This is a genomic window from Mammaliicoccus sciuri (assembly GCF_002901825.1).
GTDB classification, from domain to species: domain Bacteria; phylum Bacillota; class Bacilli; order Staphylococcales; family Staphylococcaceae; genus Mammaliicoccus; species Mammaliicoccus sciuri.
On the sequence record NZ_PPQD01000030.1, the window covers coordinates 135,554 to 160,923 of the forward strand.

Annotated in this window: 26 protein-coding genes and 2 pseudogenes; 4 read left to right on the plus strand and 24 right to left on the minus strand. The window is 31.6% G+C overall.

The window, feature by feature from the left end; genetic code table 11:
• Positions 1-2 precede the first annotated feature (2 nt).
• The 4 genes from CD035_RS10485 to CD035_RS10500 form a co-directional block, all read right to left on the minus strand.
• The gene (locus CD035_RS10485) at positions 3-596 is read right to left on the minus strand and encodes a hypothetical protein (protein WP_048542725.1); all 594 of its coding nucleotides are present in this window, start codon (positions 594-596) and stop codon (positions 3-5) included.
• 81 nt (positions 597-677) lie between these two features.
• Positions 678-1,007 (minus strand): nucleoside triphosphate pyrophosphohydrolase family protein, encoded by a 330-nt coding sequence (locus tag CD035_RS10490; RefSeq protein ID WP_048542723.1) that lies wholly within the window; start codon positions 1,005-1,007, stop codon positions 678-680.
• Positions 1,008-1,011: 4 nt separating this feature from the next.
• Complete coding sequence (locus CD035_RS10495) at positions 1,012-1,896, minus strand: NAD(P)-dependent oxidoreductase (RefSeq protein WP_048542722.1); 885 nt, start codon at positions 1,894-1,896, stop codon at positions 1,012-1,014.
• A gap of 303 nt (positions 1,897-2,199) precedes the next feature.
• Entirely contained in the window at positions 2,200-2,772 is a 573-nt protein-coding gene (locus CD035_RS10500) for an N-acetylmuramoyl-L-alanine amidase (protein WP_229412542.1), read from the minus strand.
• Between the two features lie 92 nt (positions 2,773-2,864).
• On the opposite strand from CD035_RS10500, the gene CD035_RS10505 reads away from it, so the two are divergent.
• Positions 2,865-3,788, plus strand: a complete 924-nt coding sequence (locus CD035_RS10505) for a diacylglycerol/lipid kinase family protein (RefSeq protein ID WP_048542789.1) — start codon at positions 2,865-2,867, stop codon at positions 3,786-3,788.
• Between the two features lie 166 nt (positions 3,789-3,954).
• Here CD035_RS10505 and CD035_RS10510 read toward each other — a convergent pair.
• The 6 genes and pseudogenes from CD035_RS10510 to CD035_RS10530 all read right to left on the minus strand — a co-directional run.
• Positions 3,955-4,098: pseudogene (locus CD035_RS10510) on the minus strand (TM2 domain-containing protein); the annotation flags it as partial.
• A gap of 154 nt (positions 4,099-4,252) precedes the next feature.
• On the minus strand, positions 4,253-4,462 hold the full coding sequence (locus CD035_RS10515) for a hypothetical protein (RefSeq protein ID WP_048542719.1): 210 nt from the start codon (positions 4,460-4,462) through the stop codon (positions 4,253-4,255).
• Positions 4,463-4,616: 154 nt separating this feature from the next.
• Positions 4,617-4,781: a hypothetical protein gene (locus tag CD035_RS13965; RefSeq protein WP_162841924.1), complete on the minus strand. Its 165-nt coding sequence runs from the start codon at positions 4,779-4,781 to the stop codon at positions 4,617-4,619.
• Positions 4,782-4,869: 88 nt separating this feature from the next.
• Positions 4,870-5,238 (minus strand): YbgA family protein, encoded by a 369-nt coding sequence (locus CD035_RS10520; protein ID WP_048542717.1) that lies wholly within the window; start codon positions 5,236-5,238, stop codon positions 4,870-4,872.
• A 4-nt stretch (positions 5,239-5,242) separates the two neighbouring features.
• Positions 5,243-5,716, minus strand: coding sequence for a pyrimidine dimer DNA glycosylase/endonuclease V (locus CD035_RS10525; protein WP_048542716.1), 474 nt, complete (start codon positions 5,714-5,716; stop codon positions 5,243-5,245).
• A gap of 18 nt (positions 5,717-5,734) precedes the next feature.
• A complete protein-coding gene (locus CD035_RS10530) occupies positions 5,735-6,475 on the minus strand; it encodes a sulfite exporter TauE/SafE family protein (RefSeq protein WP_048542715.1) in 741 nt (246 codons plus the stop codon).
• Between the two features lie 219 nt (positions 6,476-6,694).
• On the opposite strand from CD035_RS10530, the gene CD035_RS10535 reads away from it, so the two are divergent.
• Together CD035_RS10535 and CD035_RS10540 are read left to right on the plus strand one after the other, a co-directional pair.
• On the plus strand, positions 6,695-7,156 hold the full coding sequence (locus tag CD035_RS10535; protein ID WP_048542713.1) for a MepB family protein: 462 nt from the start codon (positions 6,695-6,697) through the stop codon (positions 7,154-7,156).
• A 62-nt stretch (positions 7,157-7,218) separates the two neighbouring features.
• Positions 7,219-7,857 (plus strand): sugar O-acetyltransferase, encoded by a 639-nt coding sequence (locus tag CD035_RS10540; RefSeq protein ID WP_048542711.1) that lies wholly within the window; start codon positions 7,219-7,221, stop codon positions 7,855-7,857.
• 36 nt (positions 7,858-7,893) lie between these two features.
• On the opposite strand, the gene CD035_RS10545 is transcribed toward CD035_RS10540, so the two are convergent.
• The 5 genes and pseudogenes from CD035_RS10545 to hflX all read right to left on the minus strand — a co-directional run bounded on the left by CD035_RS10545 (position 7,894) and on the right by hflX (position 13,041).
• The gene (locus tag CD035_RS10545; RefSeq protein ID WP_048542709.1) at positions 7,894-8,241 is read right to left on the minus strand and encodes a hypothetical protein; all 348 of its coding nucleotides are present in this window, start codon (positions 8,239-8,241) and stop codon (positions 7,894-7,896) included.
• Between the two features lie 501 nt (positions 8,242-8,742).
• Positions 8,743-10,083 carry a type I glutamate--ammonia ligase gene (gene glnA / locus CD035_RS10550; RefSeq protein ID WP_048542707.1) on the minus strand — a complete coding sequence of 447 codons (1,341 nt, stop codon included), beginning with the start codon at positions 10,081-10,083 and terminating at the stop codon, positions 8,743-8,745.
• A gap of 137 nt (positions 10,084-10,220) precedes the next feature.
• A pseudogene (locus CD035_RS10555) lies at positions 10,221-10,458 on the minus strand (MerR family transcriptional regulator); the annotation flags it as partial.
• Between the two features lie 85 nt (positions 10,459-10,543).
• Positions 10,544-11,791 (minus strand): methionine gamma-lyase family protein, encoded by a 1,248-nt coding sequence (locus tag CD035_RS10560; protein ID WP_048542706.1) that lies wholly within the window; start codon positions 11,789-11,791, stop codon positions 10,544-10,546.
• 11 nt (positions 11,792-11,802) lie between these two features.
• Positions 11,803-13,041: a GTPase HflX gene (gene hflX, locus CD035_RS10565; RefSeq protein WP_048542704.1), complete on the minus strand. Its 1,239-nt coding sequence runs from the start codon at positions 13,039-13,041 to the stop codon at positions 11,803-11,805.
• A 108-nt stretch (positions 13,042-13,149) separates the two neighbouring features.
• On the opposite strand from hflX, the gene CD035_RS10570 reads away from it, so the two are divergent.
• Positions 13,150-13,623 carry a glutathione peroxidase gene (locus tag CD035_RS10570; protein WP_048542702.1) on the plus strand — a complete coding sequence of 158 codons (474 nt, stop codon included), beginning with the start codon at positions 13,150-13,152 and terminating at the stop codon, positions 13,621-13,623.
• A 66-nt stretch (positions 13,624-13,689) separates the two neighbouring features.
• On the opposite strand, the gene hfq is transcribed toward CD035_RS10570, so the two are convergent.
• From hfq to mutS, 9 genes are all read right to left on the minus strand, one after another.
• Entirely contained in the window at positions 13,690-13,920 is a 231-nt protein-coding gene (hfq, locus tag CD035_RS10575; RefSeq protein WP_048542700.1) for an RNA chaperone Hfq, read from the minus strand.
• 13 nt (positions 13,921-13,933) lie between these two features.
• Positions 13,934-14,863, minus strand: a complete 930-nt coding sequence (gene miaA, locus CD035_RS10580) for a tRNA (adenosine(37)-N6)-dimethylallyltransferase MiaA (RefSeq protein ID WP_048542697.1) — start codon at positions 14,861-14,863, stop codon at positions 13,934-13,936.
• The gene (locus CD035_RS10585) at positions 14,856-15,803 is read right to left on the minus strand and encodes an alpha/beta fold hydrolase (RefSeq protein WP_048542695.1); all 948 of its coding nucleotides are present in this window, start codon (positions 15,801-15,803) and stop codon (positions 14,856-14,858) included. Before CD035_RS10585 ends, miaA begins: the two co-directional genes overlap by 8 nt.
• A 136-nt stretch (positions 15,804-15,939) precedes the next feature.
• Positions 15,940-17,616 (minus strand): glycerol-3-phosphate dehydrogenase/oxidase, encoded by a 1,677-nt coding sequence (locus CD035_RS10590; RefSeq protein WP_025905613.1) that lies wholly within the window; start codon positions 17,614-17,616, stop codon positions 15,940-15,942.
• Between the two features lie 115 nt (positions 17,617-17,731).
• Complete coding sequence (gene glpK / locus CD035_RS10595; RefSeq protein WP_048542693.1) at positions 17,732-19,225, minus strand: glycerol kinase GlpK; 1,494 nt, start codon at positions 19,223-19,225, stop codon at positions 17,732-17,734.
• Between the two features lie 26 nt (positions 19,226-19,251).
• On the minus strand, positions 19,252-20,070 hold the full coding sequence (locus CD035_RS10600) for an MIP/aquaporin family protein (RefSeq protein WP_048542691.1): 819 nt from the start codon (positions 20,068-20,070) through the stop codon (positions 19,252-19,254).
• Positions 20,071-20,260: 190 nt separating this feature from the next.
• Positions 20,261-20,794, minus strand: coding sequence for a glycerol-3-phosphate responsive antiterminator (locus CD035_RS10605; RefSeq protein WP_048542689.1), 534 nt, complete (start codon positions 20,792-20,794; stop codon positions 20,261-20,263).
• Between the two features lie 9 nt (positions 20,795-20,803).
• Positions 20,804-22,774: a DNA mismatch repair endonuclease MutL gene (gene mutL, locus CD035_RS10610; protein ID WP_048542687.1), complete on the minus strand. Its 1,971-nt coding sequence runs from the start codon at positions 22,772-22,774 to the stop codon at positions 20,804-20,806.
• 14 nt (positions 22,775-22,788) lie between these two features.
• The gene (mutS, locus tag CD035_RS10615) at positions 22,789-25,314 is read right to left on the minus strand and encodes a DNA mismatch repair protein MutS (RefSeq protein ID WP_048542684.1); all 2,526 of its coding nucleotides are present in this window, start codon (positions 25,312-25,314) and stop codon (positions 22,789-22,791) included.
• Positions 25,315-25,370 lie beyond the last annotated feature (56 nt).

Here is a 25,370-nt window from a genome sequence, read left to right on the forward strand (position 1 = left end):
TTTTATGTATCTGATAAAATAATCTGATTAAGTTTTTCTTTTCCTATCACTTTTCTAAGCATAAAGAATTGATAATAACTTAAATGTTGAATTAACTTTTGATATTTATAAATATCATCTTGTCTCAGTTCATGATATAGCTTATACATCATTTGAATTTCCGGTCGCAAATACTTCACATCATGTTCTAAACTATGGAAATATATTTTATAATCTTCCACTTCTATATTGTGATCATGACTAAATTGCCATTTCTCATCTTTCGTTTCATATATATAAACTTTAAGAATTTTACATTCGTTCTTCTTATTATAAATATAATATTTCTTATATTCTCCAAGTTCTTCAACAGTAATTTCTTTTAGTTCATTCAATGGTGTCTCAACTACTATTTGATAATGGCGTTCTAAAAAGTAGTTTGCTAAAGTAAGCACCTCTTCTCTGCTTACTGTTATGCTCATGATTTCCTTAGTGTGCGTATATTCATTCAAAAATAAATCAATCGCACTTTGTCCACAAACAATATATTGAAATGGATAGTCAGACATTAACTGTTTTAGTTCATCTATAGATAAATATTGTTCGTTTCCTTCCAATATAGCTACCTCCTACGAAAGCGTTTTCATTCATTTTCATTCTAACAGTTTTGTCATTATTATCCAATAGATAATTGTTTATTATTCTTTACGATTTAGTGAATCTTCTTTTGAAAATCCATTTGGATATCTATTTTTAAGTTTTTCAATATTTAATTGACCAATTTCATCTAAATCTACATCAAGAGCTGAAGCGCAACATGCGATATACCAAAGTACATCACCTAGTTCTTTCTTTAATGCTTCTTTGTCTAATTCATGACCATGAAATACGTATTTCTTAACGACATCTGCAACTTCACCAGATTCTCCTGTTAATCCTAATGCACCATTAATCAAGCTTTTATCAGGATCTCTTTTAACATCAGACATTGTTCTTAATGCAAGGTTTTGATATTCATTTAAATCCATTGTATTACCCCTTTTTAATGTGATCTTTTAATAATTGAATAACAGATTGAGTACCATTATCTTCAAAACCTGCTTCACTTAGTGCATCATATACTTCTTTGGCTTTTAATAATCCAGGCATATATAAGTCTCTTTTTTCACTTTCTTCTATCGCAATTCTCATATCTTTAATGAAATGTTTAACATAAAATCCTGGTGCATAGTCTCCTTTAACCATTCTTGGCCCTAAATTGGATAATGACCAACTACCTGCTGCACCGTGTTCAATAGAACTGAACACTTTATCTATATTTAATCCCGCTTCTTCAGCATATATAATGGCTTCTGCTACACCTAACATACCTGCTGCGATTGCAATTTGATTAGCAAGTTTCGTATGTTGTCCATTGCCACTTTTACCTTGATAGACGACATTTTGTCCAATAACATTAAAAATATCTTCAACTTGATTAAATACTTCTTCATCTCCACCGACCATAATGGTTAATGTAGCATTTTTCGCACCGACATCACCACCAGAAACGGGTGCATCTAAACTGTTAATATTTTTTGTTTTTGCTTCATTATAAATTCTCTCTGCAAGAGCAGGACTTGAAGTTGTCATATCTATAATAGTTGTGCCTTCTTTAGCATGGTTTATAATCCCACTTTCATCTAAATAAATAGATTCAACATCTTTAGGATAACCAACTATAGATATAATCACATCACTAGTCTTAGATAAATCTGCAATAGTGTCACACCAAGTCGCGCCGATTTCTACCAATTCATCTGCTTTAGATTTCGTTCTATTATAAACGTTTACTTCATAGCCTTTATTAATTAAGTGTGTTGCCATAGATTTTCCCATAACGCCTGTACCTACAAAACCGATTGTTTTTTTAGTCATTTGAATTCCTCCTGCATATTTTAATCATATAAACATTATACAGATTTATCAGAAAAATCTAAACAAACACACTTAGTCTTTTAGCTTAAATTAATCATTATAAAGCAGAAAGGAGACAAAAATATGAAGGCGAATTAACAAACCCTGAAAAAGCTTCATTAACTGCATTAGAAAAAGGAACATACAATGGTCCAGAACAACCTGAACTATTCTATAACGCATTAGTTCAAATACAACAACAATATGCACAATAATTAAAAAGCGTGGGATAGAAATCAAATGATTTCACATCCACACGCTTTTTTAATTCAATATATATTGCTTAATTTGTTCGATAAAATAATCTTTCATTTCATTTATAATCCACTCATCTGGCATACCATCTAATGTTGTCTTCCAATTCGTATGAATTTCTAATGAACGATGCGGACATTCAGTTTCACTAAACTCCAAATGTAATCTAACAGTATCACGATTAGGTGTTAAATTATAATCAATCATATCTGAAGCGATTGCTCTTAATGTTTCCTGCTCATTTAATAAAAATTCTTCATCCGTACTTGAGAGAGATTCTAATACTTCATAACCTAAATATTGTTCATTACCTATTGAATTAGCGGTATGCCATGCAATACGCTCAGTATCAATCGCTTGCCATTGTTGATTTCTATCGATGTAATAATGCGCGATACCTTGGACATATCTTTCTTCAGGTGCGTCTATTAATACTTCACGCCATTCATTAGCATTTAACTCACTTGCATCGTTATGGATCACAACACCTAGTAAAGGTTGCTTTCTTTTGTCCATTTCATAATGGATATAATCATTTTGTGAAACGATAATAATCCTCCCCTTTTCAATGCTTTTATTCATTTTAACACATTAAAATATTTTATTTAAAATTGTTTATCAATCGTTATACATGGTATTGTAATAAAAGGTACAATACAGGAGGTATAATGATTATGACACAACATTTTCATAGAGGAATTTTATTTTACCACGAAGCTGCTGGCCAAGGTAATATATATAAAGAACTCGGACAAGTTACAGAAAATTTAACTCAGCTTTGTGATGAATTAACAATAAAATTAAGTAAAGAAGAAGGACAAATTCGTTCTTATTGTAAAACATTAGCTGCCGATACAAACGAACAAGCTTATGATGTTATTTTTATACTAGGCGGCGATGGAACTTTAAATGAATTAATAAATGGTGTCGTAGAAAATAATCTCCAAATACCCATTGGTGTCTTACCTGGTGGAACATTCAATGATTTCACAAAGACTTTAAATATATCTCAAAAACCAATGCAAGCTTCTCAAGATTTATTATCGAGTCAAATTAAGTCATTTGATGTATTAGATGTCAATGGTACCTATGCACTTAACTTTGCAGGTATTGGTTTAATGGTTCAAAACGCTGAAAATGTTGAATCCAACCAAAAAGAATTATTAGGTAAATTCAGTTATATTTTTTCTACAATCAAAACGGTAGCTAACCCAGAAATTTATCAATATAAATTAACAGCTGATAACAAAACATATTCAGGAGAAACATCAATGATTTTGATTGCGAATGGTCAACATGTTGGTGGTAGTAGAATTCCTTTAGAAGATTTATCACCTAATGACGGTAAAATGAATATATTTATTTTTGACAAACAAAATTTCAGTATCATCAATGACTTCTTTAAAGTAAAAGATAGCATGAATTGGAATGAGATTAGTGACAGCATACAACATATATCATGTGAATCAGCAACGTTATCTACTGATCCATCAGCCAAATTAGATATAGACGGTGAAATTCTATTCGAAACGCCTGTTGAAATAAAAATATTACGTGACCAAGTTAAATTGTTCTATGTAGATTTGAATAATGCATAATTAAAACCCGCTTCACTGAACATATACAGTGAAGCGGGTTTTTCGAAAAATTATTTATAATGATATCTAGAGTTTTAAAAACTTAATAAAAGCATTTCACAACTTGCTATGCTTGAATATTACCATGTTCATCAGATGGTCTAAACAATGCAAATATAGCACTGAAGAATGCGATAACATGTGGAATCCCTGTCCAACAGAATGCTAAGTGTAATAGTCCAACAACTGGTTTTTGTGCATAAAATTTATGAACGCCAAAGTTTCCTAATAACACAGCTAATGCGATATAAATCCATTTATTTACGAGCATAATATCCCTCCTTCAACTATAAATATTATTATAGTCTCTCTATAGATATATTACCCAAATATAAACGAACAAAATCAGTAATAGTATGACAATTTTGTCACTTATCAATAAAAAAGCTGCCTCAAGTTTTAAAACTTGTCGACAGCTAAATGCATTAGTTACCTAAATAGTCATTAAAATCAGCAATAAATTGATCTTTGTTCTGTGCTGAAGGATATTGTAATCCACCTAAAATAATAGATTGGCTACTTATTGTAATAAAGTCATAATCAATGGAATGTCTCAAAAATATATTTTTTGCTTCTTCTTGATTGTATTTATTCTCTAAATTCTCAAATACGATAATCTTTTTATCAAAAAACATAACTGCCTCCAAAAAACTTAATATATAAATACTACAAAACTATATTAAGCGAATCTAGAGGGAATTGATGTAAATGCTTATTAATAATGTATTATTACATATATTTTATAGATTTACAGAACAAATTTAAATGTTTTTAAATGATTATGATTGATTATGAATTTTTGATAAACTCTTTCTCTAAATGATCCATCATGTTCTGGGCTTTTTTTAATCCTGGAGATTCGTTTTCTTCTTCCATTTGTTCGAGTTCCACTATATTAAATTGTACTTCTTTTTTTAAAGTGTCCCACATTTTTTGATATACACGTTCTTCCATTTTATTCAGCCTCCTTAAAATCTACTTTCTATATAATATTTACCCTTTTCAAAGTTACACAATCATCATTATACTTTAGATTGGTAAATCAATGTAAAATAGTAGATTCTAATAAATACTTTTGATTATATTTCACAGCAAGCTTGTATATAAATGTGATTAAACATTGGTATTGAATTTCATTTTCTTGATATTGAAATTTATACTTCAAATATTGGTTACGTTCTTCTTCAGTAGCAATTTTCTTAAAATACCCCCACATATGATCATAAGTGTTGATGATTGAACCTTTAGTCGGAACAATGGCTTTAGCATCATCAATCATACTTTGTAAATCGTCATATGAGATATCTCCCTTTAAAGCCTCTCTTATATCTAAATATGACTTTTGACTATGCATCATGACATTATATTTTTCATGTCTCCATAATTTTTCAATATCTGACCTTTTACGCATGTTATCACCTACTTATATTACACCGAGGTGCAATTTTATCTTCTGTCCATTTCATAAATAATAATTTTTCATATTCTAAATAAGCTTGATCATTCATTAATTTCATTTCACCATAAACAAATATAGGTGGTAATTTTTCAGCAGAAAATGCGCCATCTTTAATACCTTTATCTATCATATCACCCATTTGAGAAATTTGATGTTCAAAGTCTTTAGACCTTTTCCCACCTCTTCTTCTATGTTCTTTATCCATATCTAATAATAAGTGATAAGTGTCCTCTAAATACGGATAGCCATCATTAAAAACATGCTTTACAATAGGATGACTTAAATAACGTGTATTACCTTCAATATATTCTAGCTTCGCTAAACATACATTAATGATTTGATAAAGTTCTAATACTTGTTTAGAAAGACGGCGGTTATCTAAAAATTTTGCACTTATTTGATGATTCTCATGAACTCTAAAAATTTGCATTGCGTAATTCCTCTCTCATTATTTAACAATCATGATGATACCGAAGCAAATCAATAACATATAAATATATTTAATTAAAGCACGTTGATCAATTTTAGTATTGATGATATGACCCAGCCATAATGTAAGGATTATAAGTGGTAAAATTGCCAATAACAAATACCAAAGTGATATTGACCAAAATCCTGAAACACCGTGACTAAAGACAATAAAACAACCTGTAATAAAAAAATGTACTTGTGAAATGTTTTTTAAATCTGTTACATGCCATTTTTTTAAAGTTCCATATATAATAATCGGTACACCGTGACTATTATATGCACTACCTAAAACACCTGAAACAATACCTGCAATATAGTCATAAAACTTTGGAATATTCAATTTAACTTGGTATATATTCTTATAATAATTAATAAGATTAATAGCACCGTACAATAATATAAATACCCCTAAAAATTTAATAATCACATCTTCATTTGCCCATTTAACAATTATGATTCCAATCGGTGTCCCAATAATAGAACCAATTAACAAACGTTTAATAATAGACCAATCTAGATTGCCACGGCTTCTAATAAACACAGGAAAAGCCACTAATAACCCAACAATTGCCACCACAGAAATAGACAATTTAAAATCTAAATTTAATAAAGCGAGTAATGGCATCGTGACTAAAGCCTCACCAAAACCAAACACAATTCTTACCATTGCCCCCAGTAGAATTGAAAAAATAACGAGTGTCCAAATTGTAATATCCATAGAATCCCCTTTAATATGTTTATAAAATAAAAACACCTTCTAAACATTAGAAAGTGTCAAAATCTCATTAATATTCTACTTCCATTATACCTTTTTTAAGAACTAAAAAATATGAAAATGGTTTAAAAACAAGGGAATACTAGAATATTTCAACATCGTATTTAATAGTTCAATCTTTGTTATAATCAATTATGAAAAGTCATATAAGGAGGTTTGCAATTGTTTGATTCAATTGAATTAATAAAAAACTATTTTAATGATGAACCAATTGAAGACTACAAATTTGAAGAACTTAATATTAAATATGAAGCTTGTAGTTTTCAAATTCAAAATATTACTTATAGAAGTAGACGAGCTAAAAAGACAGCTAATAAAAAAGGTTATTTTGTCGTATTTTGGGTTAAAGATCAAAATGATCAAAACAGACCTTATACATATTCCGAAACACCGGATAAACTCATCATAGCTATATTAGATAACAATAAAAAAGGGCTATTTATTTTTCCTAAAGATATTCTACTTAAGCAGAAAATCATTAGTAATCATGAAATAAAGGGAAAAATGGCAATGAGAGTTTACCCACCTTGGGAAAATCCTTTAAATAAAACTGCTAGTCAAACTCAAAATTGGCAAAAAGAATTTTTCGTAGATTTATCTAACTTATCATTTATTACCTCTTAACTTGTATATACAAGTTTAACAAGATATAATATGTTCATATTCATATAAAGGGGAATTATGATATGCAGAATCATTTTGATTATATGCAAATGCTTAAAGGTGAACTATACATAGCGCACGATATTCATGAATCTAATGGTTCGAAAAAAGGAAAAATGCTAGCAGATAAAATTAATTATACACCTATTGAAAATAGTGATGAGATAATTAAGTTAGAAAAAGAACTTTTTGGTAAAACAGGTGAAAATATATATTTACATCCACCACTCTATGTTGATTACGGTAGACATATCAATATTGGTGAGAATTTCTATGCTAATATGGATTGTATATTTTTAGATGTGAATTATATCAATATCGGCGATAATGTTATGTTTGGTCCAAGAGTGAGTTTATATACAGCAGGTCATCCAATTGATCCAACAATACGAAATGAACAATTAGAATTTGGTCATGAAATTAATATTGGAAATAATGTATGGATTGGTGGAAATGCAGTCGTATTACCAGGCGTTTCGGTAGGAGAAAACTCTGTAATCGCATCAGGAGCAGTCGTAACAAAAGACGTGCCACCAAATACAGTCGTAGGTGGAAATCCAGCAAAAGTCATTAAGCATATCACAAGCTCTGATTATGACAAATGGCATCACATGAAATTAGAATATTATGAGAAAAAACGACAATCAGTAGAAAATTCATAGTCTTTAAAAGATCACCTCTATGTAGGTGGTCTTATTTTAATAAAATCCTAATATTCTTCCTACAAATCCTATTATAATGAGAGTTGTGGCAATATACCATTTTATTTGAGTATGTTTCATCTCTTCCTTATTTGCCTTTTCTTTTTCATCAAATAAAGATATAAGATCATCTTTCAAATCTTTTATATCAGTTTTCAACTCTGTTCTTAAGTTATTCATATCGCCCTTAATCTCTGACCTTAAATTATTTATATCTGTTTTTAATTCTAATTTTGTTGTAGTTAATTCTTGCTTTACTTCCTTGATATTATCTTCGAGTGTATTAAAGCGTGAGTCCATATGATTTTTATGTTCTTCAAATTCAGGTCTTGTTACAAAGTCCATTTTTATCACCTCTTAGTTGTTAATATTATTTAAGTTATATTTTATTCCCTATATTTTATATTATTATAAAATATATTTATTTTCAAATCAAGTTTTACTACGCCTATTTGCAGGTATATCATCCTAGTTATTTACACTTGTGTCTACTTCTGTAAATACGGGCTTCCTTAGTTACACTTCGTATGACTTTTGTTACTATAGGCACCCTTAGTTACAATTCCTACGACTTTTGTTACTATAGGCACCCTTAGTTACAATTCCTACGACTTTTGTTACTATAGGTGCCCTTAATTACACTTCCTACGACTTTTGTTACTATAGGTGCACTTAATTACACTTCCTACGACTTTTGTTACTATAGGTGCCCTTAATTACACTTCCTCTGACTTTTGTCATTAACTCCTCCCCCATATTTTATCTTCTCAATCACCACCACACACTCCCCCATAAATCCAAACACAAAAAACCCCTCAAAGCGTATGCTTTGAGGGTTAATAGCAATTAGTATTGCTTCATATATTGATCTCTTTCCCATTCTGATACTTGTGTACGGTAATAATCCCACTCTAATGATTTAGATTGAATAAATTGGCGATAGATATGATTACCTAATGCTTTTTTGACAACTGTATTTTCTCTCATTGCTTTAACAGCTGTGTAAAGTGTTGATGGTAAGTCTTGTACACCTACCGCTTCACGTTCTTCTCTATCCATTTCATAGATATTTTGATCTACTGATTCTGGTGGCGTTAATTTATTTTTAATACCATCTAATCCAGCTTCAAGGATAGTAGCTAATGCTAAGTAAGGGTTAGCTGCTGGGTCTACTGAACGAATTTCAACACGAGTTGATAACCCGCGAGATACAGGTATTCTTACTAATGGTGAACGGTTTTGACCACTCCATGCAATATAACATGGTGCTTCGTAACCAGGCACTAAACGTTTGTATGAATTTACTAATGGGTTACATACTGCTGTAAATCCACGTGCATTTTTCAAGATACCAGCAATAAAGTGATAGGCATCATCCGTTAATTGCATTTCTCCATTTGGGTCGAAGAACGCATTTTCTTTACCTTTGAATAATGAAACGTTAAAGTGCATTCCGCTTCCGTTTACACCAAATAATGGTTTTGGCATGAATGTCGCATGCAAGTTATGTTTACGTGCAATTGTTTTTACAACTAGTTTGAATGTTTGAATGTTATCACATGCTGTTATAGCATCAGCATATTTAAAGTCGATTTCATGTTGACCAGGTGCTACTTCATGGTGACTTGCTTCAATGTCAAAGCCCATATCTTCTAATTCTAGAACGATATCACGACGACAGTTTTCACCTAAATCTGTAGGAGCTAAGTCGAAGTATCCACCATTATCATTTAATTCTAATGTTGGTTCTCCTTTTTCATCTAATTTGAATAAGAAAAATTCTGGTTCAGGTCCTAAGTTGAAATCTGTAAATCCTAACTCTTCCATCTCTTTTAATACACGTTTTAAGTTTGTACGTGGATCACCAGGGAATGGTTTGCCATCCGGATTGTAAATATCACAAATTAATCGTGCTACTTTACCTTTTCCTGCTGTCCAAGGGAAAATTACCCAAGTATCTAAGTCAGGACATAAATACATATCCGATTCTTCAATTCGCACGAATCCTTCAATTGAAGAACCGTCAAACATCATTTCATTGTTTAATACTTTTTCTAATTGTGCAATTGGTACTTCAACGTTTTTAATTGTACCTAAAATGTCAGTAAATTGTAATCTCAAATAACGTACGTTCTCTTCGTCAGCAAAACGAAAAATATCTTCTTTTGTAAAAGTTTGTTTAGCCATGTGATTATCCTCCAGTTTTTAATTAAAAAATCTTGATAAATCTCCACGGTTAAGTGGTCCCTCTGTTTTAGAAGTTCCTCTAATTACCCGCTCTCTCATCTTCAGTTCTTCATCAGAAAGGTCATTTTCTTCTTCCAAAAGAATTTGTTTAATGCCTTTCATATTAAATCCCTTTTCGATAAGATTTTTAATTTCCAGTAATCGTTCAAGGTCATTTAAAGAAAATAACCGTTGATTACCTTCAGTCCTTTTGGGCGAAACGAGCTCATTGCTTTCATAGTATCTGATTTGTCTAGCTGTTAGCTCTGTTAACTTGATTACGACACCAATCGGGAAAACGGCCATGTTTCTTCTGATTATGTCTCTTGACAGCACGACCGCCTCCTTTAGTAAGAACTTGTTATAAATTTAGCACATAAATTTTCAGAAAACAAATGAATGTCAGGAAACCTTACATCTTTTATAATTCAACAAGATTTTGCTTGATTAAATGCTGTACAGCACGCGTTATCGCAATTTTAACATGCTCATAAGTTAAGCCACCTTGAATGTATGCTTCATATGGTGGTCTTATTGGACCATCTGCTGTTAACTCTATTGAAGATCCTTGAATAAATGTACCTGCAGCCATGATGACATCATCTTCATAACCTGGCATATAGCTAGGCATCGGACTAAAATGAGCATTAATTGGAGATGCGTGTTGTATCGACTGACAAAATGCAATCATTTGTTCTTTTGTTTCAAAAGTAACAGATTGAATAATATCTGTGCGTTTATCTTGGTAATGTGGTGTCGTTGTCATATTTAATTTTTCTAACAAGCGAGAAGTAAATAAAGCGCCTTTCAAACTTTGACTGACAACATGCGGTGCTAAGAAGAACCCTTGGTACATTTCTGGCAAACTCCCTAAAGATGCGCCCGCTTCTTTACCAATTCCTGGTGCCGTTAATCTGTATGCACAACGTTCTATCAGGTCAGCTTTTCCTGATATATACCCGCCAATTTTAGCTAAACCACCTCCTGGATTTTTAATTAAAGAACCTGCTATTAAATCTGCACCTATTTCAATTGGTTCTTTATCTTCAACAAATTCTCCGTAACAATTATCCACAAATATAATTTTATCTGGATATACTTCTTTAATCGCTTTGATTGCTTGTTCAATTTGTTCAATTGTTAATGAAGGTCGTGAACTATAACCTTTTGATCTTTGTATCGCAATAACTTTAGTATTTTCATTAATATTTTCTAACACTGAATGAATATCTATTTTATTTTGTTTCAATGGTACTTCTCGATAAGCGATACCTTGTTCAATAAAACTTCCAATACCATTACCATTTATACCGATTACTTCTAATAACGTATCATAAGGTGTTCCTGTAATATATAATAATTCTTCCCCATATTTCAGTTGGCTGTTAAGCGCTAATGTTATTGCATGCGTTCCTGAAATAATTTGTGGTCTTACTAAACTGTCTTCAGCTTTAAATACTTTACTATAAACATCTTCTAAATGATCTCGACCTATATCATCGTATCCATAACCTGTTGTACCGATTAAGTCTGATTCAGTGATTTTCACTTCGTGAAATGCATCAAGTACATGTTCTTGAGCGATTAAAGCATTTTGTTCGATTTGATCAAAGTATGGTCTTAATTCTTTTTCTACATCAATAATTAATTCTTTTAATTTCTGTGCCATTTATTTACCTCTTATTTCTGTTTATAACCTTTTATGTGATATGTTTCTGTTTCTTCATCAAAATCCATTTTTTCAACTAAAGTATGTGTTTTTTGCCAATATAATTTGTCAGCATCACTTGATGATATATCCATTTCATAATAATCCATTGTCTCTTTAATCATATCGACTAATTTTTCTTTAAATATAGCTTTATCATTAGAATTTTTTGCTGAAACAAATATAGATTGTCCTGATATTGCCGAATGATTAGAAGGTGCTAAATCTTTTTTATTAAATACGACTAACACCGGAATATGGCCCATATCTAATTGATTGACTAAAGTCATAACCGTTTCATACTGTTCCATATAGTGTGGATGACTTGCATCTACAACATGAACGAGTAGTTGCGCATATTTCGCTTCTTCTAAAGTCGATTTAAATGCTGCAATCAATGTTGTAGGCAACTTCTGAATAAACCCAACTGTATCAGAAAGTATAACGTTAAACCCGTTATTTATCGTAATTGCACGAGATTTAGGATCTAAAGTCGCAAATAACAAATCTTGTTCAAATGTTTCATCATTTGATAACTGATTAAACCATGAAGATTTACCGGCATTTGTATAGCCAATTAATGCAACTTGGTAAGCTTGATTATGTTGACGTCGTTCTCTATATCGTGATCGATGAGAAACAATTGTCTCTAATTGATGTTTTATTTCATTCATTCTAGTACGAATATGTCTTCTATCTGTTTCTAATTTCGTTTCACCTGGACCTCTCGTACCAATACCGCCACCTAAACGAGATAAGCTTTTGCCGTGTCCAGATAATCTCGGCAATAAATAATCTAACTGTGCTAATTCAACTTGCAATTGACCTTCTCTACTTGAAGCTCTTTGAGCAAAAATCTCTAAAATCAATTGCGTGCGGTCTATAATTTTTGTATTAAATAATTCATCTAAATGTTTTGATTGCGCAGTTGTCAATTCATCATTTGCGATAACTGCATTCACTTTAATATCATTCAATTCGATATATTCAATGACTTCTTCTATTTTACCTTTACCAAAATAATATTGTTGATCAGGTCGTTCTCTTTTTTGAGTAAAGACTTCCATTACTTCTAGTTGACTTGTGACAGCAAGAGATTCCAATTCTTGAACTGTTGATTTGAATGTTGCTTCATCATCTTTTTTATCATGAATTGCTAACAGGATTACTTTTTCTATTTCATGTTTTGTTGACTTCATATCGTTTTTCATTTTATCACGCTCACTTTAAATATATTTTAACATATAAACATGCATGCAAATTGATATGACTTTGATAAATTTTTGATTATAATAGAATTAAGAAAAGGAGTGATGGCAATGTCAATTTATGACTTCGTTGTTGCAAAAACGAACGGTGAAGAATATTCATTATCTGAGTATAAAGGAAAAGCAATTTTAATAGTTAATACAGCAAGTGAATGTGGATTCACACCTCAATTTGAAGGTTTAGAGGCTTTATACCAAGATTATAAAGATCAAGATTTCGTGGTATTAGGATTTCCATGTAATCAATTTGGTAATCAAGAACCCGGTGACTCTTACGAAGCATACCAAAATTGTAAATTAAATTATGGTGTAACTTTCCCAATGCATGAAAAAATAAAAGTTAAAGGTTCTGAACAACATCCTTTATATGAATATCTCACTTCTGCTAAAAAAGGTATTTTAAATGGATCAATTAAATGGAACTTTACTAAGTTCTTAGTGAATAAAGACGGAGAAGTTGTGAATCGATTTTCTCCACAAAAAAATCCTGAACAATTAAGAAGTTCAATAGAAGCAGTATTATAGTGAGATTCACATAAATAAACGGCTAAGACATAATAATGTCCTAGCCGCTTATTATTTCAAATATAATTATTGTTCGCTATCTTGATTTACATCATCTTGAGCGTCTACGAAAGTTGAGATAGCATGTTTGTAAATTAGATGTTCTTTCCCGAGAATATCTAATAATACAACTTTGTCGTCAAAGTCGACAATTTTCCCTTTCATTTGAAATCCATTTAGTAAGAATACTGTAAGTTCAGTTCCTTCTGACTTGAATTTCTTAAGTAAAACTTCTTGAATATTTTCTTTCTCTGCCATATGACTTTCCCCTTCACTTGGATAATTGGATTACGTTGTCTGCGATTTCTGTTAAAGACTGTTTATCCCGTTGAAACCAAGTCACATTCATTTTATTTTTAAACCAAGTCATTTGACGTTTGGCATATCTTCTTGAATTTTGCTTGATTTGTTCTGTAGAGGTTTCTATGTCTATTTCTCCTTTTACTACTGGTACCAATTCTTTATATCCAATTGCTTGCATACTTTGAGAATTTTGATATCCTTTCTCAACAAGATTAGACACTTCTCTTAATAATCCTCGCTCCAACATCATGTCAACGCGCATATTAATTCTTTGATATAATGTTTCGCGCGACATTTCTATCCCAATTAATATTGTACTATATTTTCCAGTAAATGTCTGGCTTTTCTTTCTTTCACTTAAAGTTTTTTTCGTATTTAAGTAATATTCAATTGCTCGTTCCACTCTTTTTCGGTTGTTTGGATGCACTGATGACGCGGTTTTCGGGTCAATCTCATGTAAATAATTGTGCAATTCAATATTTGATAATTTAGATAATTTATTTAATTTATTTTTTGTTATTTCCATTTTTTCAGAACTAATTATCTCTTCTTCAAGGTTATAATCATATAAAACCGACTGTACATATAAACCTGTACCACCGACAAGTATTGGCAATTTTCCTCTATCATGAATATCTTTAACAATTCTTTCGAAGTCTTGTTTAAATTGATATACTGAATAAGGTTCATCTGGTTCATAAACATCTATTAAATGATGAACAACGCCCTCTTTTTCTTCTTCAGTTACTTTTGCTGTTCCAATATCTAAACCTCTATAAATTTGAAAGGCATCACCATTAATAACTTCACCGTTTAAAGATTTGGCTAATTTAATGCTTAATTCTGTTTTACCTACTGCAGTAGGACCTACTATTGCAATTAATGGTTTTTCATTCATTGGATATTTCCTCTTTTTCTAATTGTTTAATTTGTATCGTCAACCAATTATATAAATGTTCATACACTGCATAACGGTTTGTCTCAAATAACACTTCGTGACGTTTATTCTTATATAATTGTACTGTGACATGTTTGACTCCAGAACGTTTATAAATAGAAGCTAATTGTTTAATGCCGTTACCAAATCCACCAAAGTGATCTTCTTTACCTGACACTAATAGGATAGGCATATTTATATTTTGTTTTTTTATATAACTGATTTTCTTAGTTTGTACAGCTGCTTTAACTGTTTCTAGTAGTACTTTATGAGAAATTGGAAATCCTGAATACATATCTTTTTCATATTGTTCACGATTTTCATCACTTTGACTTAACCATTTATGATCTTTATTTAAATCTTTATGTTGTCTATTCATTGTCTTAAAAGCAATATTATTAATAAACTTTGATTTTGTGCGACTTCCTAAAAATAAATTCACAAACTTTAATGCATATAAATTTAAATTACCTTGAATTTTAGGATAAACAACCGTCCCAGATAGTATCAAAGCATCTACATCATTAGGATAGTCATGAACATATTGCCTCGCTACTAGCGAACCCATAGAATGTCCAAGTAATATAAATGGCAATTCTGGATTCAGTTCGTTTTTAAACGTATCCCTTACTTCTTTAACGTCGTCGACTAAATCTTGTAATGCATTAAAATGACCTCTTGAAGAAGCTTCTATGTCCATACCATGACCTCTGTGGTTATGACGTAAAACATGATAACCTCTTTTACATAAATATTCTGCTACTGCATCATATCTATCTTTATGTTCAGCCACACCATGCAGTATATGTATAATTCCAAACGGTTTTTCATCCGTTTTATCGATTGTAACTTCTAAAGTTTGTTCTGTAGATAATGTAATTCTATGATTAAATCGTCTCAAAGACATGCGCCTCCCTTATAAGACATTATAGCAAAATCTATAGCGCTTAAAAATATATTCACAAATCAATCATACAATATATAAAAAAACCTACCGACAAAAAATTGTCAGTAGGTATAAATAAATGATTTATAAATTATTTAACAATAGCTGGTTGATCATTTGGATTAACCGCTTCTTTAATAGCTTGTTCTAATTCATCTTTATAAACACGTTTAGTATCATTATCATAATTTAATACTTGAGCCATTACTTCAACAATTGCATCTTTATGATCTAATACATATTGAATATCAAAGTATAAACGTCCAGAACGACGTACTAAGAAGTCAGTTGGTTTATGAACCATTTCTTTTTGAATACTGTAAATAACTTCAGCATATACTTCGATTGGAAGATTAACATCTGCAACTTGTGTAGCATGTGCAATAGCAAATACTTCATCTACATTAGATCCGTATTTTCTAGCTAAATAACGTGCAGCATCTTCTGATAAGTTGTAGTTTTTAGCTTCTTTAACTTTGCTTTCAACGAATGATTCATAATTTTTACTACCACCAACGTTACCGCCAGAAATGTAAGTTTCTTTTGTACGACAAGGTTTGAATGATAATTTATATTCTTCTTTAAGGCGTTTACTTAATAAATCAACAATATCTTGAGCCATATGACGGTAACCTGTTAATTTACCACCAGCGATTGTAAGTAAGCCTGAATCGCCTTCCCAAATCTCATCTTTACGAGAAATTTCTGATGGATCTTTACCTTTTTCAAAGATTAATGGTCTAACACCAGCCCATGTTGATTCGATATCTTTATCTTCAACTTTAACAGTTGGGAACATATAGTGAATAGCATCTAATAAATATTGACGATCTTCTTCTGTAACTTTTGGAGAAGATTTATCATTATCATAAATTGTATCAGTAGTACCAACGTATGCTTTTCCATCTCTAGGAATCGCGAAGATCATTCTGCCATCATTTTCTGTATCAAAGTATACAGCTTGACCTAATGGGAATACGCTTTGGTCAATAACAATATGAACACCTTTAGTTAATCTAAGTTGTTTATTGTTTGTTGAATAGTCTTTACCACGTACTTCATCAACCCATGGACCTGCCGCGTTGATAACTCTTTTACCTTTAATTTCGAAAATTTCATTTTGTAATAAATCAGTTACTTCGATACCTGATACTTTTTTCTTTTTGTTGTATAAGAATTTATTTGATTTAGCATAGTTAATGATATCTGCACCAAACTCACGTGCGCGTTTCATAACTTCAATTGTTAAACGAGCATCATCTGTACGGTACTCAACATAGTAACCACCAGCTTTTAAACCGTCTTGTTTTACAAGTGGTTCTTTCTTAATTGTTTCTTCTCTGTTTAACATTGTACGACGTTCAGCTTTTTTGACACCTGCTAAGAAATCATAAACTTTCAAACCGATTGATGTTGTAAATGGACCCATGCTACCGCCTTTGTGTAAAGGTAATAACATCCATTCCGGTGTTGTTACGTGAGGACCATTTTCATAAACGATTGCTCTTTCTTTACCAGTTTCAGCAACTACGCCAACTTGGAATTGTTTTAAGTAACGTAAACCACCATGAACTAATTTCGTACTTCTAGAACTTGTACCTTGTGCAAAGTCTTGCATTTCAACTAATGCTACTTTCATACCACGTTGCGCTGCATCTAAAGCGATACCTGCACCAGTGATTCCTCCACCGATAACAACTACGTCATATTCAGTATTTTTAAGTTGATCTTTAACTTGATTACGATTTAATGCTGATAATTGTTGCATAACCATTTCCTCCTATAAAATGTAAAAAAATGAGAGACTTATCCCTACAAAAAATGTACGAACAAAGCCTCTCATGTCTCTACGAAATATTAACTTAACTATATGATAACACAACTTAATCTAATTTAAAAGCTTGAGTGGCTTTTACTGCAGTTTTCCAACCTTTATAAAGTTTTTCACGTTCTTCTTCTTCAAGTTCAGGTTTGAATTCTGTTTCTAATTTCCAACGTTGTTTTATCTCATCTTTAGATTTCCAGAAACCTACTGCTAATCCAGCTAAGTATGCTGCACCTAATGCAGTTGTTTCATTTACTTCCGGTCTTTCTACTGGCGTATTTACAATATCAGCTTGGAATTGCATTAAGAAATTATTCTTAACAGCGCCGCCATCAACTCTTAATGTTTCAACATTAATACCAGAATCTTTTTCCATTGCTTCTAACACATCTCTAGTTTGGTAACATAATGATTCTAAAGTTGCTCTAATGAAATGTTCTTTTTCAGTACCACGTGTTAAGCCGAAGATTGCACCTCTAGCATCTGCATCCCAATAAGGTGTACCTAAACCAACAAACGCTGGTACGACGTATACGCCTTCTGTAGATTTAACACGATTAGCATAATCTTCTGAAGCTGGTGCTGATTTGATCATTCTTAATCCATCTCTTAACCATTGAATAGCAGATCCTGATACGAAAATACTACCTTCAAGTGCGTAGTTTACTTTTCCATCTAGACCATAAGCTAATGTTGTTAATAAACCACTTTCAGATTTTACAGCTTTTTCACCAGTGTTCATTAACATAAATCCACCAGTACCGTATGTGTTCTTAACTTCTCCACTTTCAAAGCATGCTTGTCCAAATAATGCAGCTTGTTGGTCACCTGCTACACCAGCGATTGCTATTTTCTCACCGAAGAAGTGATGCTCTTGAGTATAACCATATACTTCACTAGAAGGTTTAACTTCTGGCAACATAGAAGCTGGTACATCAAGATATTCTAATAATTCTTCGTCCCATTTTAAGTCATAAATGTTATACATTAATGTTCTACTTGCGTTTGAGTAATCTGTAACATGAACGTCACCTGTAAATTTCCAGATTAACCATGTATCAATTGTTCCGAATAATAAATCGCCTTTTTCAGCTTTTTCTCTAGCACCTTCAACATTATCAAGAATCCATTTTACTTTTGTACCTGAGAAATATGGATCTAATAATAGACCTGTTTTTTCTTTGAAAATTGGTTCTAAATCTTTAGATTTTAATTCTGTACAAATGTCTTGAGTTTGTCGAGATTGCCAAACAATTGCATGATAAACTGGACGTCCTGTGTTTTTATCCCATACAACTGCAGTTTCCCTTTGGTTTGTAATACCAATACCTTCGATTTGCTTTGGACTAATGTTATTTTCATTAAGTACACTTGAAATAACTGCTAATACTGATGTCCAAATTTCATTAGCATCATGCTCAACCCAACCGCCTTTAGGGAAGTATTGTTTAAATTCTCTTTGACTCACAAATTTGATAGTACCTTCTTTATCAAAAAGTATTGCTCTTGAACTTGTTGTACCTTGGTCAATTGATAAAATGTATTTTTCCATATTAAACACTCCTATAAATTTGTATATTACAGAATTTCTGAAACTTCGTCTTTAAGTATTGATTTATTTAAGAAAATACCAGACAATACGACAATCACAGTAAAGATGATTGAGAAAATAACGAATCCGTTTACAACCCCGTTAAAGAAAATGTTAAATAATGCAGCACCTAACATACCGCCTGAAATAGGCCCTAATAGTGGTACAATCGCATATTTCCAATTTGAACTTCCTTTACCCGGAATTGGTAATAACATATGCATGATACGTGGCCCGATATCACGAGCTGGGTTAATGGCATAACCTGTCGCACCACCTAAACTTAAACCAATTGCTACAATTAATAAACCAACAATTAATGGGTTTAAGCCATCAGTAAATTTATTTGTTCCTATAAATAATAATCCCATAACTAAGATCATAGTTCCAATAATCTCACTCATAAAGTTTGCTACATAGTTTGGATAAGATGGACCAGTAGAAAATACACCTAATTTAGCACCTTGATCTTCAGTTTTTTTCCAATGTGGTAAATAAGTAGCCCATACTAAAGCAGCACCAATCATAGCACCAAGCATTTGTGCCACAATAAATGGAACAACTTTAGACCATGGGAATGATCCATCAATTGCAAAGCCTAGTGTAACAGCTGGGTTTAAATGCGCCCCGGATACATTTCCAACTGCATAAACGCCAAGCATAACAGCTAGTCCCCAACCTAATGATATAACAATCCAATCTGCACCTTTACCAAGTGTACCTTTTAGATTGACGTTAGCACACACACCACCACCAAACAATATTAAGATGGCTGTACCGATTAATTCTCCTAAAAATTCACTCATATTAAACACCCTCCTAAATAAAATATGCTAATACATAAAAAGCCCCCTACGTTGAACTACACATAATATTTATATAGTAATTTATACAAATTTAACGCATAGTTTCTTTTCGTAGAGGGTCTCATTTACTCATCTCATATATTAACTTAATTAGAAGTATAATACTTTATGAAAACGTTGTCAAATAGATTTACCAAATTGTAATATCACTAGACGTAACATATTGTGCACCGCTTTCAATTGCTAAATCAATTTCTTCTTTAGTATTAATTAAACCGCCCGCAATAATTCGCTTACCTGTTTTATCACTGATTTCTTTGATTACTTTAGTAGCAACACCTGGCAGAACCTCTACTAGATCAGGGTCTGATTGTTTAATAAGTTCAATACTTCTACTTAACGCAGTGCTATCAAGAATAAATACACGTAATATGGTTAACGTATTTAATTTTTTTGCACGCTTAATAATTTTTGATTTCGTTGATATGATGCCATGTGGTTTATATTGTTGTATAACATATTCAACAGCTGCTTCATCATTTGATAAACCTTTTATTAAATCAATATGAAGCATCACTTCTTTTTGATGCTTTTTCATTTGCTCTAAAATACCTTGCAAATGTCCGATATGTGTATCTAATAAAACGCATCTCTCGTAATCCATCTTAAAGAATTTTTCCATATCTTTCATAGAGCGAATAGCTGGTAATATATGATTATTCATTTTATCCTCCTACATAACGCGTTTAAATAATTTCTCTAATTCATACGTCGTTAATTCAATAATAATTGGTCTTCCGTGCGGACAAGTAAATGGGTCGGTTGTTTCTCGTAACTCATCTATCAAATGACTCATTTCATGGTTTCTTAAATAATGATTAGCTTTAATAGATTTCTTACAACTCATCATAATTGCTGCATCTTCTCTTAATTTTTTAATATCAACTTTTTCATGATTTAACACGTAATCGATCATATCTTTTATAATTTCTTCTGCATCAACATTAGGTAACCAAACCGGATATTCACTGACCATATAATCATGATGACCAATTGGTTCTAAAAATACGCCCGCTTCAGCAAGTGATTGTAAATGCTTTTCAATAATCATGTGCTCGTCTTTAGAAAAATTAAATGTTAATGGCAACAATAAACTTTGTGTTTCATTTGTGACTTCACCAATTTTTTCTTTGAAAAATTCATATTTAATTCGTTCTTGCGCTGCATGTTGATCAATCATAAACATGCCCGTATCATTTTGTGCCACAATATATGTTCCGTGAACTTGACCTACAACTTCCATATACGGTACACGTGGCCCTTCAGATACTTGCTCTTCTTCAATTGGTGTTTGATATGGTGTATCAACATGTTCTACTGTATCTTGAACTTCATAATTTTCTTCATTATTCTCTACCTGCTCGGGTTCATCATGTGGAACTTCTATATCTCTATTAGCTTCTTGACTGATAGTATCTTCTTGAATAACCGAATGATGTTCAGTTTTATCTTTAAATTGCCAAGAAGATGAAGGTTCTCTACTAGTAGAGTCATTTGTTTTTTCAGTTTCTTCGACACTTTCAGTTTTATCAGATATGTGCTGATATTGAGTTGTATTTTGATTTCTTTTGGCTTCAAAATCTATTCTTTGTTGCTCAAAAATTTCTTTTTGTGATTTTTTAGGTTTTTGCTTTTCTAAAGATGTATCTGGAATTAATGACATACCTCTAAATGCTTCTTTAATTTTTTGATTAATCAAATCATAAAGTAGTTGTTCTTTAGAAAGTCTTACTTCTAGTTTCGTCGGGTGAACGTTAACATCTACTAAAATCGGATCCATTTCAATATTTAAATAAACGATTGGATACCTGCCAATTGGTAATAGTGTATGATAACCTTCTATAATCGCTTTGTTAAGTACAAAATTCTTAATATATCGACCATTTATAAATATAGAAATATAATGTCTATTACTTCTCGTGTGCTCAGGTTTACAAATAAAACCATTTACGACGTAATCATCTGTTTCTCCATTAATTGGTACAAGGTCTTTCGCAATTTTCATGCCATAAATTTCAGCCATTACTTCATTTGTTCTACCTGAACCATTTGTTGAAATAACTGTTTTATCATCTGATACGAGATTAAATGCGATATTTGGATGACTCATTGCCATTCTGTTCACTATATCCGTTATTTTACCCAGTTCAGTATACAAACTTTTAACATATTTTAATCTTGCTGGCGTATTATAGAATAAATCTTTAACAAGAATATCTGTACCTTTTTTAGCTTTAGCAGGTTGTTTTTTTGTAATTTCACCATTTTCAACGCGTACTTCATGACCAAGCATACCATCTGTACAAGTCTTCATCGTCACTCTACTCACTGATGAAATACTCGCCAAAGCTTCTCCTCTAAAACCAAGCGTACGAATATGAAACAAATCATAATCGTTATTAATTTTACTTGTCGCATGTCTACCAAAAGCTTTGGATATATCGTCTGCTTCAATGCCTGTTCCATTATCTACGACTCTAATAGATTGAATACCTGATTCTTTAATCGTAATATCAATTTGAGTAGCTTGAGCATCAATTGCATTTTCCAACAATTCTTTCACAACAGAAGCTGGTCTTTCTACCACTTCACCTGCAGCTATTTTGTTGGCTAAAGATAATTCGAGCTCTTTAATTTTTCCCAATGCACTCACACTTTCTATTTAAGTTGTTTTTGTAATTCATGCAGTTTTGATAATGCTTCAATAGGTGTTATGTTCATTAAATCAATTGATTTCAGTTTCTTTTCAATTTCAGATTGCCCTTGTTCTTCAAATAATTGGAATGACGGTTGTTCATACTTATCTGCTTCTTTTTCTACTTTAGTATGAGATTCAAGTTCTTGCAAAATAGTATGTGCTCTTTCAATTATTTCATCAGGTAAATCTGTTAATTTCGCTACATGAATACCATAACTTTGATCAACCGCGCCTTCTTTTACTTTATGCAAGAAAATCAATTCTCCTTGGTACTCCTGTGCAGCAACGTGAATATTTTTAAGTCCAGATAATGTTTCATCTAAATGTGTTAACTCATGATAATGTGTAGAGAATAATGTTTTTGCTTTTGTATAATGATGTACATATTCAATCATAGACTGTGCAAGTGCTAGACCATCAAATGTTGATGTACCTCTTCCGATTTCATCAAATATAATTAAGCTATCTTCAGTTGCACCAACCATAGCTTTTTCAGCTTCTAACATTTCGACCATAAATGTACTTTTACCTGATACTAAATCATCTGCAGCACCAATTCTCGTAAAGATTTGATCAAATATTGGCAATTGCGCATAATCTGCAGGCACGTATGCCCCCATTTGAGCCATAATACTAATAATAGCTATTTGACGCATATACGTACTCTTACCAGACATATTTGGTCCTGTTATTAAATAAATAAAGCCCTCTTTATCTAAATAACAGTCATTTGGGACATAATCATTATGATCCATTACGCGCTCAACAACAGGATGTCGCGATGATTTAAGTGATAATGTTTTATCTTCACTAAAAATTGGACGTGTATAATGATATTTTTGAGCAATTTCGGCAAAGCTTTGTAAACAGTCTATTTCTGATAGTAATTTAGCTTGTGCTTGTAACTTTTCAGTATAAGCTTTCACTTCTTGTCTTAAATCCAGGAATAGTTGATATTCTAGTTCGATTGCTTTATCTTCTGCACCTAAAATGATAGATTCTTTTTCTTTCAATTCTTCAGTAATAAATCGTTCAGCATTTGATAATGTTTGCTTACGTTGATATCCTAAAGCATCCGTGTCTATATGATTTAAATTAGCTTTTGTAATTTCAATATAATACCCAAAAACTTTGTTAAAGCTTACCTTTAATGATTTAACACCTGTTCGTTCACGTTCTTTTAATTGTAATTCTGCAATCCATTGTTTACCATTTGTTGAAGCTTCTTTATATTGATCTAGTGTTTCGTTATAGCCCTTTTTAAATATGCCACCTTCTTTAACAGATATCGGTGGATCTTCTACTAAACTTTCATCTAATAATCGTTCTAAACCATTTAATGGCTCTAAATCTTTAAATCGATCTATAGACTTTGAGTCTAATCTTTCAATAATTTCTTTAACATATGGAATTTGCTTTATTGAATAATTCAACTGTACTAAATCTTTAGCATTCACATTGCCATAGCTAACTCTTCCGACTAATCTTTCAATATCATATACCATATTTAAATAGCTTCGAAGTTCATCACGCTCAATAAACCCATTCACTAATTGTTCAACAGCATCTAATCTTTGTTCGATATCTCTTTGATTAATAAGTGGTCTATCTATCCATTGCTTTAATCTTCTTGCGCCCATAGGTGTCTTCGTATCATCCATCAACCATAATAATGTACCTTTCTTAGATTTAAGTCTGATACTTTCTGTTAATTCAAGATTTCGTTTCGCATAAAAGTCCATTTTCATATAATCTAAAGCTCTATATACGACAACTTCTTCTAAATGTGGCATATCGCGTTTACCGTTATCATGAATATAATTTAATAAATAATTTAATGACCTTTTTTGATCGTGAGATGTGCCTGTGACAACTTCATAGTCTCGTTCTTCATAGCTATCAATAACTGTGATGGTTTCAGTTATGAGTTGAATTTGTTTATATAAATTATCTGGTAACACTTTATTAACAATAATTTCATTAGGGTGAATCGTTGTAATTTCATTAATTAAAGTTGTTTCATCTACAAATGATGTTACTTTTAATTCTCCTGTTGTGACATCACAGTAACTTAAATGAAACTCTCCGTCTTCTTTTATAAATCCTAATATATAATTATTTGTTTTTTCGTCCATACCTTTTTGATCCATAACCGTACCTGGCGTTATGACTTGCACTACTTCTCTACGAACCATTCCTTTAGTTTGTGTCGGATCTTCCATTTGTTCACAAATCGCGACTTTATAACCTTTTGAAATAAGTTTTTCGATATATCCAGAAGCAGAATGATACGGTACCCCACACATTGGAATTGGATCTTTCTTAGCATCTCTTCTTGTCAGTGTTATTTCTAATACTCTTGATGCTTCAATTGCATCATCGTAGAACATTTCATAAAAATCACCTAATCTGAAAAATAATAATGTATCTTGATATTGAGATTTTATCTTTAAATATTGAGCCATCATCGGCGTTGGTTTAGACATCTTTATTCACGTTCCTTTTTTTAACTTTCGATTTATCTATTTTATCAAAATTTCTA